Annotated in this window: 16 protein-coding genes; 9 read left to right on the forward strand and 7 right to left on the reverse strand. The window is 65.6% G+C overall.

The window, feature by feature from the left end:
- Positions 1 to 20 precede the first annotated feature (20 nt).
- The 8 genes from ACYBYQ_RS15115 to ACYBYQ_RS15150 all read left to right on the forward strand — a co-directional run bounded on the left by ACYBYQ_RS15115 (position 21) and on the right by ACYBYQ_RS15150 (position 9,869).
- Positions 21 to 944, forward strand: a complete 924-nt coding sequence (locus tag ACYBYQ_RS15115; protein WP_459615074.1) for a dihydrodipicolinate synthase family protein — start codon at positions 21 to 23, stop codon at positions 942 to 944.
- 126 nt (positions 945 to 1,070) lie between these two features.
- Complete coding sequence (locus tag ACYBYQ_RS15120) at positions 1,071 to 1,703, forward strand: TetR/AcrR family transcriptional regulator (protein ID WP_459615075.1); 633 nt, start codon at positions 1,071 to 1,073, stop codon at positions 1,701 to 1,703.
- A gap of 58 nt (positions 1,704 to 1,761) precedes the next feature.
- Positions 1,762 to 2,997, forward strand: coding sequence for an ABC transporter ATP-binding protein (locus tag ACYBYQ_RS15125; protein ID WP_459615076.1), 1,236 nt, complete (start codon positions 1,762 to 1,764; stop codon positions 2,995 to 2,997).
- A gap of 2 nt (positions 2,998 to 2,999) precedes the next feature.
- Positions 3,000 to 3,872: an ABC transporter permease gene (locus ACYBYQ_RS15130; protein ID WP_459615078.1), complete on the forward strand. Its 873-nt coding sequence runs from the start codon at positions 3,000 to 3,002 to the stop codon at positions 3,870 to 3,872.
- Positions 3,869 to 4,687 (forward strand): ABC transporter permease, encoded by an 819-nt coding sequence (locus ACYBYQ_RS15135; protein WP_459615080.1) that lies wholly within the window; start codon positions 3,869 to 3,871, stop codon positions 4,685 to 4,687. The genes ACYBYQ_RS15130 and ACYBYQ_RS15135 overlap by 4 nt, the downstream gene beginning before the upstream one ends.
- A 56-nt stretch (positions 4,688 to 4,743) precedes the next feature.
- Positions 4,744 to 5,772, forward strand: a complete 1,029-nt coding sequence (locus tag ACYBYQ_RS15140; RefSeq protein WP_459615082.1) for an extracellular solute-binding protein — start codon at positions 4,744 to 4,746, stop codon at positions 5,770 to 5,772.
- A gap of 27 nt (positions 5,773 to 5,799) precedes the next feature.
- Positions 5,800 to 7,860, forward strand: a complete 2,061-nt coding sequence (locus ACYBYQ_RS15145) for a hydantoinase/oxoprolinase family protein (RefSeq protein WP_459615084.1) — start codon at positions 5,800 to 5,802, stop codon at positions 7,858 to 7,860.
- Between the two features lie 2 nt (positions 7,861 to 7,862).
- On the forward strand, positions 7,863 to 9,869 hold the full coding sequence (locus ACYBYQ_RS15150) for a hydantoinase B/oxoprolinase family protein (protein ID WP_459615085.1): 2,007 nt from the start codon (positions 7,863 to 7,865) through the stop codon (positions 9,867 to 9,869).
- A gap of 79 nt (positions 9,870 to 9,948) precedes the next feature.
- Here ACYBYQ_RS15150 and ACYBYQ_RS15155 read toward each other — a convergent pair whose 3' ends face one another.
- Complete coding sequence (locus ACYBYQ_RS15155) at positions 9,949 to 11,004, reverse strand: NAD(P)H-dependent flavin oxidoreductase (protein ID WP_459615086.1); 1,056 nt, start codon at positions 11,002 to 11,004, stop codon at positions 9,949 to 9,951.
- Positions 11,005 to 11,094: 90 nt separating this feature from the next.
- On the opposite strand from ACYBYQ_RS15155, the gene ACYBYQ_RS15160 reads away from it, so the two are divergent.
- Positions 11,095 to 11,985 (forward strand): LysR substrate-binding domain-containing protein, encoded by an 891-nt coding sequence (locus tag ACYBYQ_RS15160; RefSeq protein WP_459615087.1) that lies wholly within the window; start codon positions 11,095 to 11,097, stop codon positions 11,983 to 11,985.
- A 12-nt stretch (positions 11,986 to 11,997) separates the two neighbouring features.
- Here ACYBYQ_RS15160 and ACYBYQ_RS15165 read toward each other — a convergent pair whose 3' ends face one another.
- From ACYBYQ_RS15165 to ACYBYQ_RS15190, 6 genes are all read right to left on the reverse strand, one after another.
- The gene (locus tag ACYBYQ_RS15165) at positions 11,998 to 12,633 is read right to left on the reverse strand and encodes a TetR/AcrR family transcriptional regulator (RefSeq protein ID WP_459615089.1); all 636 of its coding nucleotides are present in this window, start codon (positions 12,631 to 12,633) and stop codon (positions 11,998 to 12,000) included.
- 112 nt (positions 12,634 to 12,745) lie between these two features.
- Positions 12,746 to 13,210 (reverse strand): MaoC family dehydratase, encoded by a 465-nt coding sequence (locus ACYBYQ_RS15170; RefSeq protein ID WP_459615091.1) that lies wholly within the window; start codon positions 13,208 to 13,210, stop codon positions 12,746 to 12,748.
- A gap of 15 nt (positions 13,211 to 13,225) precedes the next feature.
- Positions 13,226 to 14,002, reverse strand: coding sequence for an enoyl-CoA hydratase/isomerase family protein (locus ACYBYQ_RS15175; RefSeq protein WP_459615092.1), 777 nt, complete (start codon positions 14,000 to 14,002; stop codon positions 13,226 to 13,228).
- Positions 13,999 to 15,162 (reverse strand): NADH:flavin oxidoreductase/NADH oxidase, encoded by a 1,164-nt coding sequence (locus ACYBYQ_RS15180; RefSeq protein WP_459615093.1) that lies wholly within the window; start codon positions 15,160 to 15,162, stop codon positions 13,999 to 14,001. The genes ACYBYQ_RS15175 and ACYBYQ_RS15180 overlap by 4 nt, the downstream gene beginning before the upstream one ends.
- A gap of 3 nt (positions 15,163 to 15,165) precedes the next feature.
- Complete coding sequence (locus ACYBYQ_RS15185) at positions 15,166 to 16,389, reverse strand: CaiB/BaiF CoA transferase family protein (RefSeq protein WP_459615094.1); 1,224 nt, start codon at positions 16,387 to 16,389, stop codon at positions 15,166 to 15,168.
- An 18-nt stretch (positions 16,390 to 16,407) separates the two neighbouring features.
- Entirely contained in the window at positions 16,408 to 17,547 is a 1,140-nt protein-coding gene (locus tag ACYBYQ_RS15190) for an acyl-CoA dehydrogenase family protein (protein WP_459615096.1), read from the reverse strand.
- Between the last annotated feature and the right edge of the window lie 9 nt (positions 17,548 to 17,556).

The following is a 17,556-nucleotide window of genomic DNA, read 5'->3' on the forward strand; positions in this document are numbered from 1 at the left end:
ATCTCCTACAGGGAAATCCCATGACACTGGACGCAGCACATCTCACAGGCATGTTCCCGGCACTGCCCACGCCTTTCCGGACAGACACCAGCGTGGACGAGCCCAAGCTGGCGCAGTTGGCCGAACACCTGATCACCGCGGGCGCTGCTGGATTGGTGCCGATCGGCGGCACCGGGGAATACACGGCCATGACGCCCGCAGCGCGCGTCCAGGCCGTGGCAACGACCGTACGCGCCGCGCGTGGCCGCGTGCCGGTGATAGCGGGGGTGCTCTCTCCAGGCTACGCCGAAGCGCTTGCCGCCGGGCAGGCCTTCATGGACGCAGGCGCGAGCGGGCTGCTGCTCATCACGCCCTTCTATGCCCGGCCCACGCCGGACACCCTGCGTGCCTACTTCAAGCAGTACGCACGCGAGTCCGGCGCTCCCCTCCTGCTCTACGACATCGGCGCGCGCACAGGCGTGAGCGTGACGCCGCAACTGGTGGGCGAGCTGGTCGACGATGGCAGCATCATCGGCATGAAGGCCTGCAACACCGACATCACCCATTTCGAGCGCCTGGTCGACCTGGTCGGCGAGCGGATCAGCCTGCTGTCGGGCGATGATTACCTGTACCCCGTCCATGCGGCGCTGGGCGCACGAGGAGGCATCCTGGCCTCCTCGGTACTGCTGCCCCGGTATTGGGAGAAGATCGCCGGCATGGCGCGGCAGGGCGATTTCTCCGGTGCGCAACGCGCCCGATCCCTGATCCTGCCCCTGCTCGATGCCCTCTTCGCCCAGACCAATCCCGCTCCACTCAAGGCGGCCCTGCGCTTGAACGGCATGGAATTCGGCGATGCCATCCTGCCCCTGGCCCCGCCCGACGAAGCGCTGGTCGCGCGCTTGAACACTGCCATGCGCCAGCTGGCACGGCAAGGCATCGAAGACCTCGCAGCCCTGGCGTCCTGAAGCGGCCCGACGCATTCCGGAATCGGTTCGACGTCCAGGCACCCCGACTTCATACAGGGTAAATCCCGGCTTTCAACTTACATACTGACTAGTTAGTATTTTTTTACCTCACCACAGGACCGGGAAATGACCGTGGACACCAAACCCAAAACGCGCAGAACCCAGGCAGACCGCAGCAGTGCAGCCAGGGCAGCCCTGGTCGAAGCCGCCGTGGTGCTGCTCAGCGAGGAAGGATTCGGTCGCACCACCACCGCCGCGATCGCCAAGCGCGCCCGGGTCACGACTGGCGCGCTGCACCATCACTTTCCCACCAAGGAAAGCCTGTTCATCGCCGTGCTGGACCAACTGGCCGTCGAAGCGCTGCAGTTGTTCTCCATGTTGACCGACAAGGGCAAGAAGCCCCAGCAGGCGGCTGCCCTGCTCGTCGATACCCTCTGGGCGCTGTATGGCAGCAAGCGCTATTGGGCAGTGTGGGAGATCAACATGGGCTTTCGTCACGATGAAGCCATGCACGCGAAGATCGTCGAGCACCGGCTGAGCACGCGAGCAGCAATGGAGCAAGCCATCCAGTCGAATCCATTGCTGCGCGAAACCACGCGCAAGGCGCTGTTCGCCCGCATGAACTTCATCCTCTCAGCCATGCGCGGCATCTTTCTGGACACCTTCTTCGCGGGGCATGAAAACCGCCGCCTGGATCAGCAGCTCGACGTGCTGAAGCAGGAACTGGCCTGGGAGCTGTCCAAAGAACACGACGCCTAAGCCGGCAATACGACGCGGCAGCAAGCCGCACGACCAGAACGCGACAAGGGAACAGCGCATGCAAACGAACCATCTTGCCTCGACAGCGGGGACAGTCGTATCCAGACAGTTGACGCTCGATGGCGTCAGCAAGCGCTTCAAGGGCGCCATCGCCCTGCAACAGATATCCCTGGCGGTGCAACCCGGCGAGCTCATTTCCCTGCTCGGCCCTTCCGGCTGCGGCAAGACCACCACGTTGCGCCTCATCGCCGGGTTCGACTTCCCGGACGAAGGCTCCGTGCGCATCGACGGCCAGGACATCTCGCATCTGCCGCCCAACAAGCGCGGCCTGGGCATGGTGTTCCAGAACTACAGCCTGTTTCCCCACATGACCGTGGCGGAGAACATCGGCTTCGGACTGAAGATGGCCGGCGCTCCCAAGGAGCGCATTGCCGCCGAGGTCAGGCGCATGCTCGACATGATTCGCCTCGGCGAGTTCGGCGATCGCCATATCTCGCAGCTCTCGGGCGGCCAGCAACAGCGCGTAGCGCTTGCGCGTGCCATCGTCACGAATCCGTCCGTACTCCTGCTCGACGAGCCACTGGGCGCGCTCGACAAGAACCTGCGCGAGGGCATGCAGTTCGAGATCCGCCGGCTGCAGCAAAGCCTGGGCATCACCAGCGTCATGGTGACCCACGACCAGGAGGAAGCCATGACGATGAGCGACCGCATTGTCGTCATGAGCCAGGGGCGCATACTGCAGATCGGCAGGCCCGGCGAAGTCTATGACCAGCCCCGCACGCGCTTTGTGGCCGAATTCCTGGGTACGGCCAACATTCTTGCCTGCCGCCTGGCCACCGCCCACGAGAATCGACTGGAGTTCGCCCTACTCCGGCAGGATAGTGCACCAACCGGCGCCGGCGTCCACGACACCGCGCACCGCATCCGGCTGAACGATGCAGCCGCTGCCACCTGGCTGCGACCCGGCGGTATCGCCGAGATTGCAATCCGGCCGGAGAAACTGCGCATCGGCACTTCGGCAACGCCGAACGGCATATCGCTGCCAGCCGTGGTGCAGCAGCACGTCTTCCGGGGGTCCCAGCATTCATACCGGGTCGACGTGCCTGCCATCGGTGCCACGCTCACCGTCAATCAATTGGCGGACACTCGCCTGGGCGCCGCCCACCAGGCCGGCGACGCGGTGAACGTGTCGTTCGACGAAGAGGCAGCGGTCCTGCTGCAACCCGAGGAAACGGCAGCCGGCGAGCAACACAGGGAAGCCCGCCCGGCCCCGATGCAGCGCAAGGCGGCATGACAATGCAGACCGCACTTGCCCACACCCTCCCGGCCGAGCGCGGCGCACGCCCGCCGCGCTCGCGACGCTGGCTGCTGATTCTCCCCTCCCTCGCATTCCTCGTGCTGTTCTTCGCGGTCCCGCTGCTGCAGAACGCAGCGCGCAGCCTGGACCCCGGTCCGGACGGCGCGATGGCCAACTACATCAAGCTGCTGACCGACGAGTACTACCTCAAGGTGGTGCTGGAAACGCTGGTGGTCAGCTTCAACACCACGGTCCTCGCCCTGGTGGTGGGCTACCCCATCGCCTACTACATGGTCCGCCGCGCCGGGCGCATGGCGCTGCCCCTGCTGTTCCTCCTGGTCGCGCCCCTGCTCACATCCATCATCATGCGGACCTTCGGCTGGCGTGTCCTCTTTGCGCGGCGCGGCATCGTCAACGAGTTCCTCGACTGGGCAGGGCTGATCGACCGTCCGCTGAACCTGCTGAACGGGCCCTTTTCCGTCTACGTGGGCCAGGTTCATGTCCTGGTCCCGTTCATGGTGCTGTCCATCATCCCGGTCTTGCGCTCCGTGGACACCCGGCTCGAGGAATCTGCCCGGGTGCTGGGCGCCGGCGCGCTGCGCACTTTCGTCACGGTGACCCTGCCCTTGTCCCTGGACGGCATCGTTACCGGCGTAATCCTGGTCTTCATGCTGAGCACCGGCAGCTTCATCACGCAGTTGCTGCTCGGCAACGGCTCGATCGTCACCCTGCCGCTGCTGATCTTCCAGCAGTTCGCCCTCACGCAGAACGTAGGCCTGGCCTCGGCCATGGGCAACCTCCTGTTGCTCATCGTGCTCGCCTGCCTGTTCGTACAACTCCGCCTGACCGACGGCAAGCGAGGTGCCCGATGATCCGCCACCCGCTGCGTTTCCACCCCGGCCGCTGGGGCTGGGCGTTGCTCGCCCTCTACACCGCCCTCTTCTTCATCTTCGTATTCGCGCCCATCGCCGTGGTGGTGGCGGTCTCGTTCACCGCGGAACAGGGCGTACAGTTCCCCTACCGTGGCACGTCGTTCCAGTGGTACGTGCGCCTATGGGAGTACAAGCCCTTTGTCGACTCCCTGCTTACGAGCCTGTACCTCGCCATGGCTTCGGCGCTCGCCGCCATCGTCCTGGCGGTACCGGCAGCGCTGTATCTGGGGCGTTCCCAGGGCGCCGCCGCGACCGCCATCGCCTCCTTCCTGCTGGCGCCTATCGCGATACCCGCGCTCGTGATCGGCATGTCGCTCCTGTATTTCCTGTCGGCCATCGGCATCGGCGTGTCGTTCACCGCCTTGTTCATCACGCATACGGTCGTGTCCATCTCGTACGTGATGCGCACGACCCTGGCGGTCTATCGCAGCGTGAGCCATAGCCTGGCCGAAGCTGCTGCCGTGCTGGGCGCATCCCCCTGGCGCACCTTCGCCCATGTCACCCTGCCCCTGATTGCCCCGGGGATATTCGCCGGCTCGCTCTTCGCGATCCTCGTATCGCTCGACAACCTCGCGCTCTCGTACTTCTTCGGCACGGCCAACGTCACCACGCTGCCGGTGGTGATGTTGTCGTACATGCAGAACCAGTTCGATCCGGCGATCGCCGCGATCAGCACGGTGCAGATGGCGATCTCGATCATCCTGCTGCTGATTGTCGAGAAGACCTACGGCCTGAGGGCCCTCACCACGCAGTAAGCCCAGCGCCCGGCCCGATGGCCGCCACACACCCAACCCAGCAAGCGGAGTCGATCATGCCTCTACAGAAATGCCGGACCCTCGTTGCATCCCTGGTTCTCGCCACCACCAGCCTCGGCGCCAGCGCAGCCGACCTGACCGTCACGGCCTACGGCGGGGTCTGGGAGAAGGTCTACCGGGAATGTTTCGTCCAACCCTTCGAAGCCAAGACCGGCAAGAAGGTCGACGTCATTCTCGGCAGCCCCATGCAATGGGTCAACCAGATTTCCGCCAACCCCTCCAAGCCTCCCATCGATGTCATCGTCGGGCTGGCGGACACCGGCCTGATCCTGAGCCAGCGCGGCCTCGTGGAGCCGATCAGCGCCAAGGAGATCCCCAACCTGGAGCACCTCAAGCCGCACATGGTCGACTATGGCAACGGCTACGGATTCCCCATCGCCTATGGCAACTTCGGCCTGATGTACAGCAAGTCCCGCGTGAAGAACCCTCCCACGAGCTGGCAGGAGTTCGTCGAGGGCACGGTCAAGGGAGACTGGCAAGCGGCGCTTCCCGGCATTTCCTATGTTGGCACGGTGCAAGGGCTCATCGGCCTCTTTGCCAATCTGTACGGCGGCAATCTGGAAAACGTCCAGCCCGGGCTGGACCAGGTCAAGCGCATGTCCGACAGCGGCAACGTCATCTTCTACAGCGAACCGAATTCGCCGCTGGTTGCGATGAAGTCCGGCGATATCGACATCGCGATGTACTTCGACGGCCGTGCCTGGGCAGAGCATGACGCCAACAATCCCGACATCGCCTATCTCGATCCGAAGCCGGGCGCCGTCTCATTCCCGACCATGGTGCAGAAGGTCAAGAACGGTTCCCCGCTGGGTTTCGACTTCATGAACGTGATTGCTTCGGACGAAGGCCAGACGTGCTTTGCCAACAAGATGGGCTATTCCGCGTCCAGCAAGAACGTGAAGTACGAGGACCGCGTGAAGCCCCGCGTGGCTTCCGACGACACCTCGCTGTGGCTGCCTTTTCCCGAAATTGCGCGCAACACCCCTTCGTGGGTCGAACTTTGGAACAAGCAGATCGGCCGTTGAGGCATCCCTGCATTTGAGGATTCAACCATGAGCTTGAGAATTGGCGTCGACATCGGTGGCTCCTACACCGATTTTGCGGTACTCGACGAAGAGACGCGCAGTGTCCGGACCCTGAAGGTGTTTTCCAGGCCGGATCAGCCCGGCAGCGAAGTCATTGCGGGCATGCAGGGCCTGGTCGAGCGCTATGGCATCGATCCGGCCGAAGTCGGCTACTTCACGCACGGCACCACCGTTGGCGTCAATGCCGTGGTCCAGCGCAAGGGCCTCAGGCTGGCCCTGATCACCACGGCCCGCTTCGAAGATGTGCTGGAAATCGCCCGGCTCAAGATACCGGATCCCTACCACCTGTATTCGGCCCGCCCGGAGCCGCTGGTGCCGCGCGACCGGGTGTTCGGCATCGTCGAGCGCACGCTGCCGGACGGGTCGATCGAGACGCCGGTCGACGAGGCCAGCGTGCTGCGCGCCCTGGAACACATCGATGCGCTGGAGTGCGAGGGCATCGTCATCTCGCTGCTGCACTCCTATCGGAATCCGGCCAACGAGAACGCGGTCCGCGACATCATCCAACGCGTTCGGCCGGGCATGTTCGTATCCTGCTCCCACGAGGTCTGGCCCATCATCCGGGAATATGAGCGCACCACGACTGCGCTCATAGGCGGCTACGTACAGCCCAAGGTAGCCGATTACCTGACGAGCCTGCAGAAGGCGCTGGTGGAGGCTGGCGTGACCGCGGAACTCAAGGTCACCAAATCCAACGGCGGTGTGATGGGCGCGGAGCACGGCAAGACCAATTGCGTGCAGATGATCCTCTCGGGCACTGCCTCGGGCGTCATCGGCGCCGCCTATGTTGCCAACGAATGCGGCATCCGGAACTGCATGAGCCTGGATATCGGCGGAACGACCGCCGACGTGGCGCTGATCGTGGATGGCCAGCCCCAGTACGCCAGCGGCGAATATATCGGCGACTTCCAGATCCACATCCCCTCCGTCTCGGTCACGTCCATCGGCGATGGCGGCGGCTCGATTGCCTGGGTCGACGACTATGGCGTCCTGAAGGTCGGCCCCCACAGCGCGGGGTCGACCCCCGGGCCGGCCTGCTTCGGCCGGGGCGGCACGTCCGCCACGATTACCGACGCATTTGCCGCCATGGGCATACTCGGACAGGCAGAGCTGGGCTACAACTCCGTCAAGGTCGACACCGCCGCCGCGCGCCGGGTCATCGGTGAACTCGCCGCCAGGCTCGACGAATCGGTCGAGCACACTGCCGAGTCCATCGTGCGCGTGTCGGTGTCCGGCATGTATGCCGGCGTGAACCGCCTGATCTCGCGCTTCGGCATCGATCCGCGCGTCTTCACCCTGATGCCTTTCGGGGGAGCGGGCCCCATGCTGGGGTGCTACCTGGCGCGCGCCCTGAACATGCCCAGCGTCATGGTTCCGACAACGCCGGGGGTCCTCAGCGCGCTGGGTGGCCTGATCGCCGATACGAAGAACGACTTCGTGAAAACCACCTACTACGACCTGAACGACGATACCGCCGCCCGCCTCAAGCACGACCTCGCGGAACTGGAAAAGCAGGCGCACGCCTGGATGGCGGATCAGAATGCATCGCATGCCGCCCCCCGGCTGCTGGCTTCGGCCGACATGCGCTACCAGGGCCAGTCGTTCGAAATCGACACCAGCCTACCCCTGGACGCGATCATGCGCGGCGACGCGCAGGCCTTGCGGCAGGCCTTCCACCAGGAACACGCGCGCCTCTACGGCCACAGCGACCCGCATTCGCCCGTGCAGATCGTGGCCCTGCGGCTGGTGATCGTCTCGGAGACGCCCAAGCCGGCGCTGCGGCGCATTGATACTGCGGCCGCACCGCTCGAACCGCGCACGACCACCCGGGTATGGATGGACGATGCCTGGCGTGAAGTCCCGCTCTACCGGCGGGACGACCTGCGAGCCGGCCACACCTTCCAGGGACCGGCCATCGTCGCCCAGGACGACACCACGACCTGCGTCCTGCCGGGCTTTGCCGCGTCCGTAGACGCCTACGGCAATCTTTTCCTCAACCAGGACGTCGCTCACGCCGCGAAGGACTGACCATGAAGCTGAACAAATCCGAATTGCAGATTTTCGCCAACTATTGTGTCGCGGCGGCGGAAAGCATGGCCTTCACCCTGATCCGCACGGCCCACTCGACCTTCGTCAAGGAGACTGAAGACTTCTCCTGCGCGCTGACGTCCGTGGAAGGACTGACCTTCGCATCGCCCAAGACGCTGGGGGCCACCTGGTACGCCGGCCTGGATTACGGTCCACTGATCAAGACGGTTCCGTGCTACAAGCCGGGCGACATCTACATGTCGAACGATCCGTATAGCGGCTACGTGGCCACGCACACCCCTGACCTGGTGATGTGGAAGCCCGTCTTTCACCAGGGCGAGATCATCTGCTTCGTTGCCGGCCACATCCACAACACCGACATGGGCGGCGCCGTGCCGGCCTCCTTGTCGCGCTCGCTCACCGAGATCCAGCAGGAGGGCATACGCTTTCCGCCCACGCGCATCGTGGAGGATGGCACCCTGAACGAGACATCCCTGTCCTGGATGCTGGCCAACGTACGGGCACCCGACCAGAACCTCGGCGACCTGAAGGCGCAGATTGCCTCCCTCATGACGGGCGAACGCCGCGTCCTGGAGATCGTGGAGCGATTCGGCGTCGATGTCTTCAAATCAGGCATCGACGAGCTGCTCGATTATTCAGAGACACAGGCCCGCACGGTGGCTCGCGGCATCCCCGAAGGGGAGTACTTCTTCTCGGAGTATGCCGACGAAGACAGCGTGGGCGGCAAGCCCATGCGCATCGCCCTGAAGCTCACCGTCAAGGATGGCTTGCTTCATTTCGATTTCTCCGACAGCGACCCCCAGCTGACTTCCTCGCTGAACGTGCCTACTGGCGGCCATCCGCGCCATGCGCTATTGCTGGTGGGGCTGTACTACGTCCTGTATACGCTGGACCCCAACATCCTGCTGAACGCAGGCATGCTGCGCATCGCCACCTGCGTCACGCCCAAGGGTACGGTTCTCAACCCCGTCATGCCTGCGGCAGTCGGCATGCGCAGTCTCACGTGCGTGATCGTCCAGGCCGCGATCTTCGGCGCATTCGCCCAGGCCCTGCCGGACAAGATGCCGGCCTGCCCCTCGTCCAGCGTATGCCTGCTCAATGTGAAGACCACCGACGCCAAGGGCAAGACCATCATGGCGTCGATCGGTCCGGTGGGCGGCGGTGCTGGCGGTTCCGCCAACGGCGATGGTTCGGATGCCTCGGGCGCCAACATGGCCTTCCTGCGCAACACGCCGGTCGAAATCAACGAAGCGGAAGTGCCGATCCGCATCACCGAGTATGGCCTCGTCTGCGATAGCGGCGGCGCGGGGCTGCACCGCGGTGGCAGGGCCATCGTCATGGAATTCAAGGTCTTCTCGCCCAACTCGCTGGTCACCGCCCGTAATCGCGATCGGACCGTATTCGGATCCTGGGGATTCAAGGGCGGGCATTCCGGCAGCACGGCCCGCTTTATCCGCAACCCCGGCCTGCCGGACAGCGAGGAGCTGGGCAACACTGACCTTGTCCAACTGGCGCCGGGCGACGTCATCCGCCTGGAGGGCAATGGCGGCGGAGGCTACGGAGACCCCATGCTGCGCGACCCGGCCCTGGTGGCAGGCGACGTCCGGCGCCATTGCGTGTCGCTGCAGGCAGCACGCGACATCTATGGCGTGGCCATCGTGGACGGCAAAGTCGACGCCGAGCTGACTGCCCGGCTGCGCAGCAATGCCCAGCCTCCCCTGGCCAGCGACCTGTATGACGGCTCATACGGATTCAACCCGAGCCGCCAGGCCCACGAACGGCTCTGGACGCGTGAACGCTACGCGATGCTCAATGCGTACTTGCAGGAAATTCCGATCGGATGGCGCTTCTTCGTCAAGCACCAGGTCTTCGATCTGCTGGCGCAGCACGTCGACAAGGCGGGAGACACGCCGGGAACCGGAATCGTGGCACAGTTGCTGAACGACCTGCGCGAGAAGTATCCGGCAATGAGCCAGTCCGCCGCGTGATACGGGACCCGGGCTTGCGGCCTGGGCGCAGGGCCCAGACGGAAAATCCCGGCCTACGACCAGGGGCCGCAAGCCCCGCTCAACCTCGATACTCCTCCACCAGCCGCTGCACCAGCTCCGCCGCCGCGGCCTCGCGGGCCAGCGGCGCGCCCTGCCCCGCCCAATGCGCGGCGAACTCATGGTTGCCCTGTTTCGCCGCCGCGGCATGCAGGCGCTTCGCGGCATCGTAGGCCACCGGATATGCGGGCGGCGGGCTGGCCGCCGCCTCAGCATGGGTGATGAAGCGGTTGACGATGCCCCGCGCGGGGCGGCCCGACAAGGTGGCCGTCAGCCGCGTGGCCGCGGCGCGCGGGCTCTTGAGATTCGCGCGGTAGCCCTCGTTTGCCGCGGATTCGGGGCAGAGAATGAATGCGGTGCCCAGCTGCGCCGCGGCCGCCCCCAGGTCCAGCGCCGCCTTGACGCCCCGGCCGTCCATGATGCCGCCTGCGGCGATCACCGGCAGGGTGCACCTCTGCACCAGCAGCCTCACGAGCACGGAGGTGCTCAGTTTCTCGTCGGCGGCAGCCGTGTCGAACACCCCGCGATGCCCGCCAGCCTCGATCCCCTGCGCAACGATGGCATCGACGCCGGCCTGTTCGACCAGTCCGGCTTCCTGCAGGTTCGTGGCCGTGGCCAGCGTGTAGACGCCCGCCTCGCGCAATGCCTGCAGGCGCTCCGCAGCCGGCAGCCCGAAGTGGAAACTGACCACTGCCGGACGCTCCTCAAGCAGCATCTCGAACGTTTCCTCGTCTTCCAGGAAAGTCCGGTAGACCTCGTCGAGTGAGTCGGGCAGCGTGGCGCCGGCCTCATCGAACAGCGGCGCCAGGTGCCGCAGCCATGCCTGCTCGCGCCCGGCATCCCGCCGGGCAGGCGCGTGGCAGAACACATTGACATTGAACGGACGGCTCGTGAGCGCACGCGTCTCGCGGATCATCTGCCGCGCCTGCGCCGCGGAGCTGGCGCCGATGCCCAGCGAGCCCAGCCCTCCGGCATTCGACACCGCGGCGGCGAGCTGCGGGGTGGCCACGCCGGCCATCGGCGCCTGGATGATGGGATAGATGCCCAGGCGCTTCGTAAGAGGGTTCAGCTCGCTCATGCCGTCTCCGCTGGAAAGAGGGGAACGCGGGGATTATATGTTCCTTTTTCAAGAATATAATCCAAATATAATTTCTTAACAAAGAACCAGATGGACTTCGACTCCCTGCGCATCTTCACGGCCGTGGCTGCCGAACTCAGCATCACCCGCGCCGCCGTCCGGCTGGGCAGGGTTCAATCCAATGTCACCACCCGCATCCAGCAGCTCGAAGCCGACCTCGGCGTGGAACTGTTCGTCCGCGTCGGCAAGCGCATGTCCCTGTCCACCGCCGGCGAACGCTACCTGGAATACTGTCAGCGCATGCTGGCCCTGGAAGCCGAAGCGCGCCAGGTCGCAACCGGCGGCCTCGACGGCGGCGCGCTGAACATCGGCTCCATGGAAAGCACGGCCGCCAGCCGCCTTCCCGCGGTACTGGCCGCCTACAACGCCCGATATCCCGCCACGCGGCTCAAGGTCGGCACCGGCCCCTCGCGCGCGCTGCTCGAGCAGGTGCGCACAGGCAGGCTCGATTGCGCCTTCGCGGCGCTTGCGGGCACCGCGGACGACGAGGCCGCCCTGGCCGAACTGGGCCTGTCCGCCACGGCGCTATGGCGGGAGGAACTGCTGCTGCTGCTGCCGGCCGCCGACGCCGCGGCACGCTCGCCCGCGCAAGTCGGCACCCGCACGCTGGCGGCCTTCCCGCAGGGCTGCACCTATCGCGCCATCGCGGAAGACAAACTGGGCATCGCCGGCAACACCGGGTGGACGGTGCAGGAGGTGGGCTCCTACCACGCCATGATCGCCTGCGTTGCGGCAGGCGCGTGCGTCACGCTCGTGCCCCGGAGCGTCCTGGACCTGGCCCGGGTGCCGGCAGGCCTCAAAACCCTGAAGATGGGGCGCATCGACACGCAGCTCTTCTGGCGCACGGGGTATGAAGCGCCGGCGTTCCGGAACCTGGTGCGGCAGCTGGAGGAAGGGAGAAACGGGCCCGGGCGCGGGTGACGCGAGACCGGCCTACCCTTGATCGGCCGGCTTGACGATGCCGTGCAGGAAGATCTGTGCATATTCGCGGGCGATCTCGCGCGCCGTCTGCTTGCCGCTGGGCCGGTACCAGCGGGCCATCCAGTACACCGAGGAGATCACCGCGCGCACCACCGCATCGGGGTTGCGCCCATGGAATACGCCGGCAGTCACGCCGTCGCGCACGATCTGGCGGATGGTGTTCTCATAATTGACGCGCCATTCGATGGCAACGTCGCGCATTTTCGGCTCCCGCAGATTGGCTGAGCGCGTCAACAGAACCTGGAAGGAGGCCTGGTGTTTCTCGAAGAACTCGGCCTGGGCCTCCATGAAGGCAACCAGGCGGTCCTGCGGCGATTCGTGATGCGATACCGCCTCTTCCACGTATTCGCTGAGCTCCCTCACGGTGCTGACCACGATCGTGCCGAGTATGTCTTCCTTGCGGTCGAAATAGTGGTACAGGGTGGTCTTGGAAAGGCCGACCGCATCGGCAATGTCGAGCAGGGAAATGGCGTTGTACCCTTCGTCGGCGAAGAGCTGCGCGGCGGTTTCCAGGATTTCATCTTTGCGCGGCGTGCGGTGCACCGGCTGGCGCACCCGCTTCCTGGGCGCAGGCTTCTTCTCGGGCATACGGCTTACAGGGTTAGGGTCGGGACACGGCCAGGCCGGCCCCGAACGAGGCCGACCGGATGGTCGGTTTGATGCGTATCATAACCTTCGCTTCTGGCCTGCCGGAGCACCGTCATGCCCCTTGACCCTTGACCAGCCGCAGGGGCGTGTAGACCAGCACCACGTCGCCGCGCTGATTGACCACTTCGTTGCGGGTGCGGACCAGTCCGCGATTGCCCTGTGATGCCGCCCGCGACTCCGTCACGATTCCTTGGACGTGGATCGTGTCGCCGACGACGGTCGGCAGCTTTACGTCCAGCTCCGCCCCAAGGAAAGCCAGGCCGGTGAATTGCATGCTGGGCGTGAGCAAGCCCTCGGCGTAGGCATACACCAGCGAGCCGGGCACCACGCGCCCTTTCAGGGCGCGCGACTCCGCATTGTCGCTGTTGACGAATACCTCCTCGGCAAACCATGTCAGGTTGATATAGCTGACGAGATCGGCCTCGGTGATGGTGCGCCCCATCGTCCGGAATCGGAAACCGACGGGCATTTGCTGGTAGAAATAACCATGGCCCAGCAGTACGGGTTCGGCATGCATGATGGCTCCTGATAGTCAGCGCCCGACCCAACGCGGCGGACGTTTCTCGACGAAAGCACGTGGCCCCTCCTCGGCATCTGCGCTGGCATACACCGGCTCATGGACGCGCTTGGCATAGGCGAAGCCGGCGTCGCAACCCAGGCTGGGCGCCGCCATCAGGCTGCACTTGGCCGCGGCCACGGACAGCGGAGCGTTGTCCCGAATGCGGCAGGCCACGGCGCGAGCCCGCGCCAGCACGCCGCTGTCGTCGTCGGCCAGGGCGTTCAGGAATCCCAGCTGATACAGGCGTTCCACGGCCACGGGTTCTCCGGTCAGCACCATTTCCATGACGACGGCCTGGGGGGCCATCCAGAGCATCGGGACCGCCCATGGCGACCCGCGTCCCACTTTTGCTTCTGCGATGCCCGCCCGGGTGCCGGCGAGCCCCACGCGCAGGTCGCAGTTGACCGCCAATACCATTCCGGCCGCCGTGAAATGGCCATTCAGCGCCGCAATCAGCGGCTTCCGGACGGCACGCATGCGTTCGTAGAACGGGTCATCGAGAACCTGCAGGATGTCTGTGCCCTGCTCTGCGCGCACACGCGCGGCATCCTTCAGGTCCATTCCGGCGCAGAACACGCCGCAAGGCGTGGAGGTGAGGATGGCGACGCGCACGTCGGGCCGGGCGTCGATGTCCTGCCAGAGCGCAGACAGCCGCGCGGCCGCCTGCAGGGAAAGTGCGTTGCGCTGCTGCGGACGGTTCAGGGTAATGGTGGCGATGCCGTCGGAGACCTCATAGAGTACGTCGCTCATGACTCTGCCTGGGTGGAGGGTGGAGAATGGGCTGCACTGCGCCGGGCCAGCCACCAGCCGAATTCCCTCGGCCACATGCCGAAATCCGGGTCCGCCCCCAGCGCCTGGGCCGCATGTAGGGGCCAATTCGGATTCCACAGCATTTCGCGGCCGAGCGCGACCAGGTCGGCCTGCCCCTCTGCAATGATGGCCTCTGCCATCGATGGCTCGCGGATCAATCCGACTGCGAGGGTCGGCATACCGGTTTCCCGCCGCAAAGCCGCCGCCAGCGGAACCTGGAAACCCGGTGACCGCGGCAGCAGATGGGCGCGCGTGGGCAGCCGCATGCCGCCCGAAGAGCAGTCGATCGCATCCACGCCGGCGTCTTTCAACATGCCAGCCAGGGCGATGGAATCGTCCATGCTCCAGCCTATCCCCACGCCATCCACGGCGGAAATCCGCATCAGCAGAGGCTTGTCTGCCGGCCATGCGCTCCTTACGGCACGCGCCACCGCCAGCGGGAAAGCGGCCCGCGCGGCCAGGCTCCCGCCATGGCGGTCGCGGCGATGATTGGACAGAGGCGACAGGAAGGAATGCAGCAGGTAGCCATGGGCGGCGTGGACTTCGACGACGTCGAAACCGGCCCGGTCGGCCCTTTGCGCCGCAGCGGTGTAGCACTGCAGCAGATAGTCGATGTCGGGCTCGGTGATGGCATGGGCGCGCGGATAGTCCTCGCTCCAGCCCTCTCCGGTGACGCCCCAGGCCGTCCAGGGCGTCTCCCCGCGGGCGGCATCGGCCTGGCCCAGCGGACCGAAGCCGTCCCATGGCGCCTGGCAGGAGGCCTTGCGGCCTGCGTGCTGCAGCTGGATGCCGATGGCAGCGCCGGCTGCCCGGGCCAGCGCGGTGATACGGCTGTACCCCTCGATCTGGCTGTCGCACCAGAGCCCGTTGTCGTGCACGGTGCTGCGCCCTTCGGGACACACGGCAGTCGCTTCCATCAGGATCAGCCCGGCTCCGCCCAGCGCGAAGCGGCCGATGTGGGCCAGGTGCCAGTCGCCCACCCTGCCGTCCCTTACGCCATACATCTGCATGGGCGATACCACCACCCGGTTGCGCAACCTCAGGCCGCGCAGCCGGAACGGCGTGAAGAGCAACGGGCGGTCCGGGAGCTCGTTCGCCATGGTTCAGATCGTCCCGCGCTCGCGCAGGGCTTGCACGGATTCACCGGAAAGGCCGAGCACGTCCCGCAGCACTTCGTCGGTATGCTGGCCCAGGGTGGGTGGCGCGTGGGTGTACTGCACCGGCGTTTCGGAAAAGCGCATGGGACTTGCGATCGACGGTACCGTCCCTGCGCGCGGGTGAGGAAGGTCCACACGCAGGCCGCGCGCCTGGACCTGCGGGTCTGCGAAGACCTGGTCCAGCGTATTGATGGGCCCGCAGGGCACGTTTTCGCGCTCCAGATCGCGGATCCACTCCTGGCATGGCCGGGTGCGGATGATTTCCGCGATCATGGGCAGGAGCGTGTCGCTGTTCGCATTGCGGGCCGCGATGGTGCGATAACGGGGATCCCGGGCCACTTCGGGCATGCCTGCCACCGCGCAGAACCGCGCGAACTGCTCATCATTGCCGACGGCCAGGATGATATGGCCGTCAGCCGCGGCAAACGATTGATAAGGCGCGATGTTGGGATGGCCGTTGCCGGAGCGGCGCGGCACCTTGCCGCCTATCAGGTAATTCATGCCCTGGTTGGCCAGCACCGCAACCTGGGCGTCGAGCAGCGCGATATCCAGATACTGGCCGTGCCCGATGCGGTCGCGCGCATATAGCGCGGCGAGGATCGCGGCGGTGGCATACATGCCGGTGGTGATGTCGGCCAGGGCCACGCCGACTTTCTGCGGCCCGCCGCCCGGCAGATCGTCGCGCTCCCCGGTGATGCTCATCAGCCCGCCCATGCCCTGGATCAGGAAGTCGTAGCCCGGCCGGTTGCGATAGGGCCCGGACTGGCCGAAACCGGTGATGGAGCAGTAGATCAGGCGGGGATTCTCCGCGCGCAGCGATGCATAGTCCAGACCATACTTGGCCAGCCCGCCCACCTTGTAGTTCTCCAGCAGGATGTCGGATCGGCGCGCCAGGTCGCGCACGACCGCCTGGCCGTCGGAGCGGGTGAAGTCGATGGTCACGGAGCGCTTGCCGCGGTTGGCGGCCGCGTAATAGGCGGCGTCCACGGGTTCCCCGCTTTCCCGGTCCAGGATCCACGGCGGGCCGAACTTGCGCGTGTCGTCGCCCTCGCGGGGGCGTTCGACCTTGATGACATCCGCGCCCAGATCCGCAAGGACCTGCGCAGACCACGGTCCGGCCAGGATCCGGCTGAGATCCAGCACGCGCACGCCAGCCAATGGTGCAGACATGTATGCCTCCGTGCCCTGTCAGACCCGCATGGTCTTGGCGATGATGGTTCGCTGGATCTGCGACGTTCCGGCGCCTATGGTCGATTGCATGCCCTCGCGGAAGTAGCGCTCCATGTCGGCTTCCGGCAGCATGCCATGCCCGCCGTAGATCTGCATGCCGGCACGCGTCACCTCCTGCAGCGTTTCGGAAGCGAAGAGCTTGGCCATGCTCACTTCCCGGCTGCACGGCACGCCCTCGGACGCCATGTGCGCCGCGCGATAGACCAGCAGCCGCGCAGCATCCACCTTCGTCTGCATGTCCGCCAGCATGTGGCGGATCACCTGGAAATCGAAGATGGGCTGGTCAAACTGGTGACGCTCGTGGGCATAGCGCAACGCGTCATCGACGGCCTGCTGCGCGTTGCCGACATAGCCGGCCGAAACCGCGATCCGTTCCAGCTCGAGATGCCCGGTGATGATGCTCCAGCCCTGGCCGGGCTCGCCCAGCAACTGGCCCGGCGGCAGGCGCACGTCGTCCACGAAGATCTCCGTGGTGCCGGTGGCGCGCCGTGCCATCGTCGGCAGGCGGCGGATGTCCAGGCCCGGCGTGTCGTTGGGCACGAGGAAAACCGACAGGCCCTCGCGCTTCTTGGCCTGCGGATCCGAGCGGACGAGCATGGCGATCACGACGTCGCGCGCCGCCGCACCGCTGCACCACAGTTTCTGGCCGCGCAGCACGTAGTCGTCGCCATCGCGCACTGCGCGTGTCCGTGTGCTGGCCGCGTCCGACCCCGCGCTGGGCTCGGAGATGGAAATCGAGAAGCGCAGGTCGCCGCGCATGAAGGGCTCGAGATAGCGCGCCTTCTGGTCATCCGTTCCGAACTTGACGATGTTCATGGCGGTGAAGGTGGACACCATCATGGCGGTGGCGAAATCGAAGCCATACTTCGACACGCCCTCGCACATCAGCGCATAGTCGAAGATCGTGCCGCCCAGCCCGCCGTGGTCTTCGGGGATCAGCAGGCGCAGCCAATCCTGCCTGGCAATCGCCTCATAGCCCTTGTAGGGATACTCGCGATTGATATCGCATTGACGGATGTACTCCCGGCCGATCTCCTTGTCCATCAGGCGATCGATCTGCTCCTTCCAGAGCCTCTGTTCCTGCGTCAGAAAATTCATGTTTCCTCC

This window comes from Bordetella sp. 2513F2 (genome assembly GCF_054642735.1).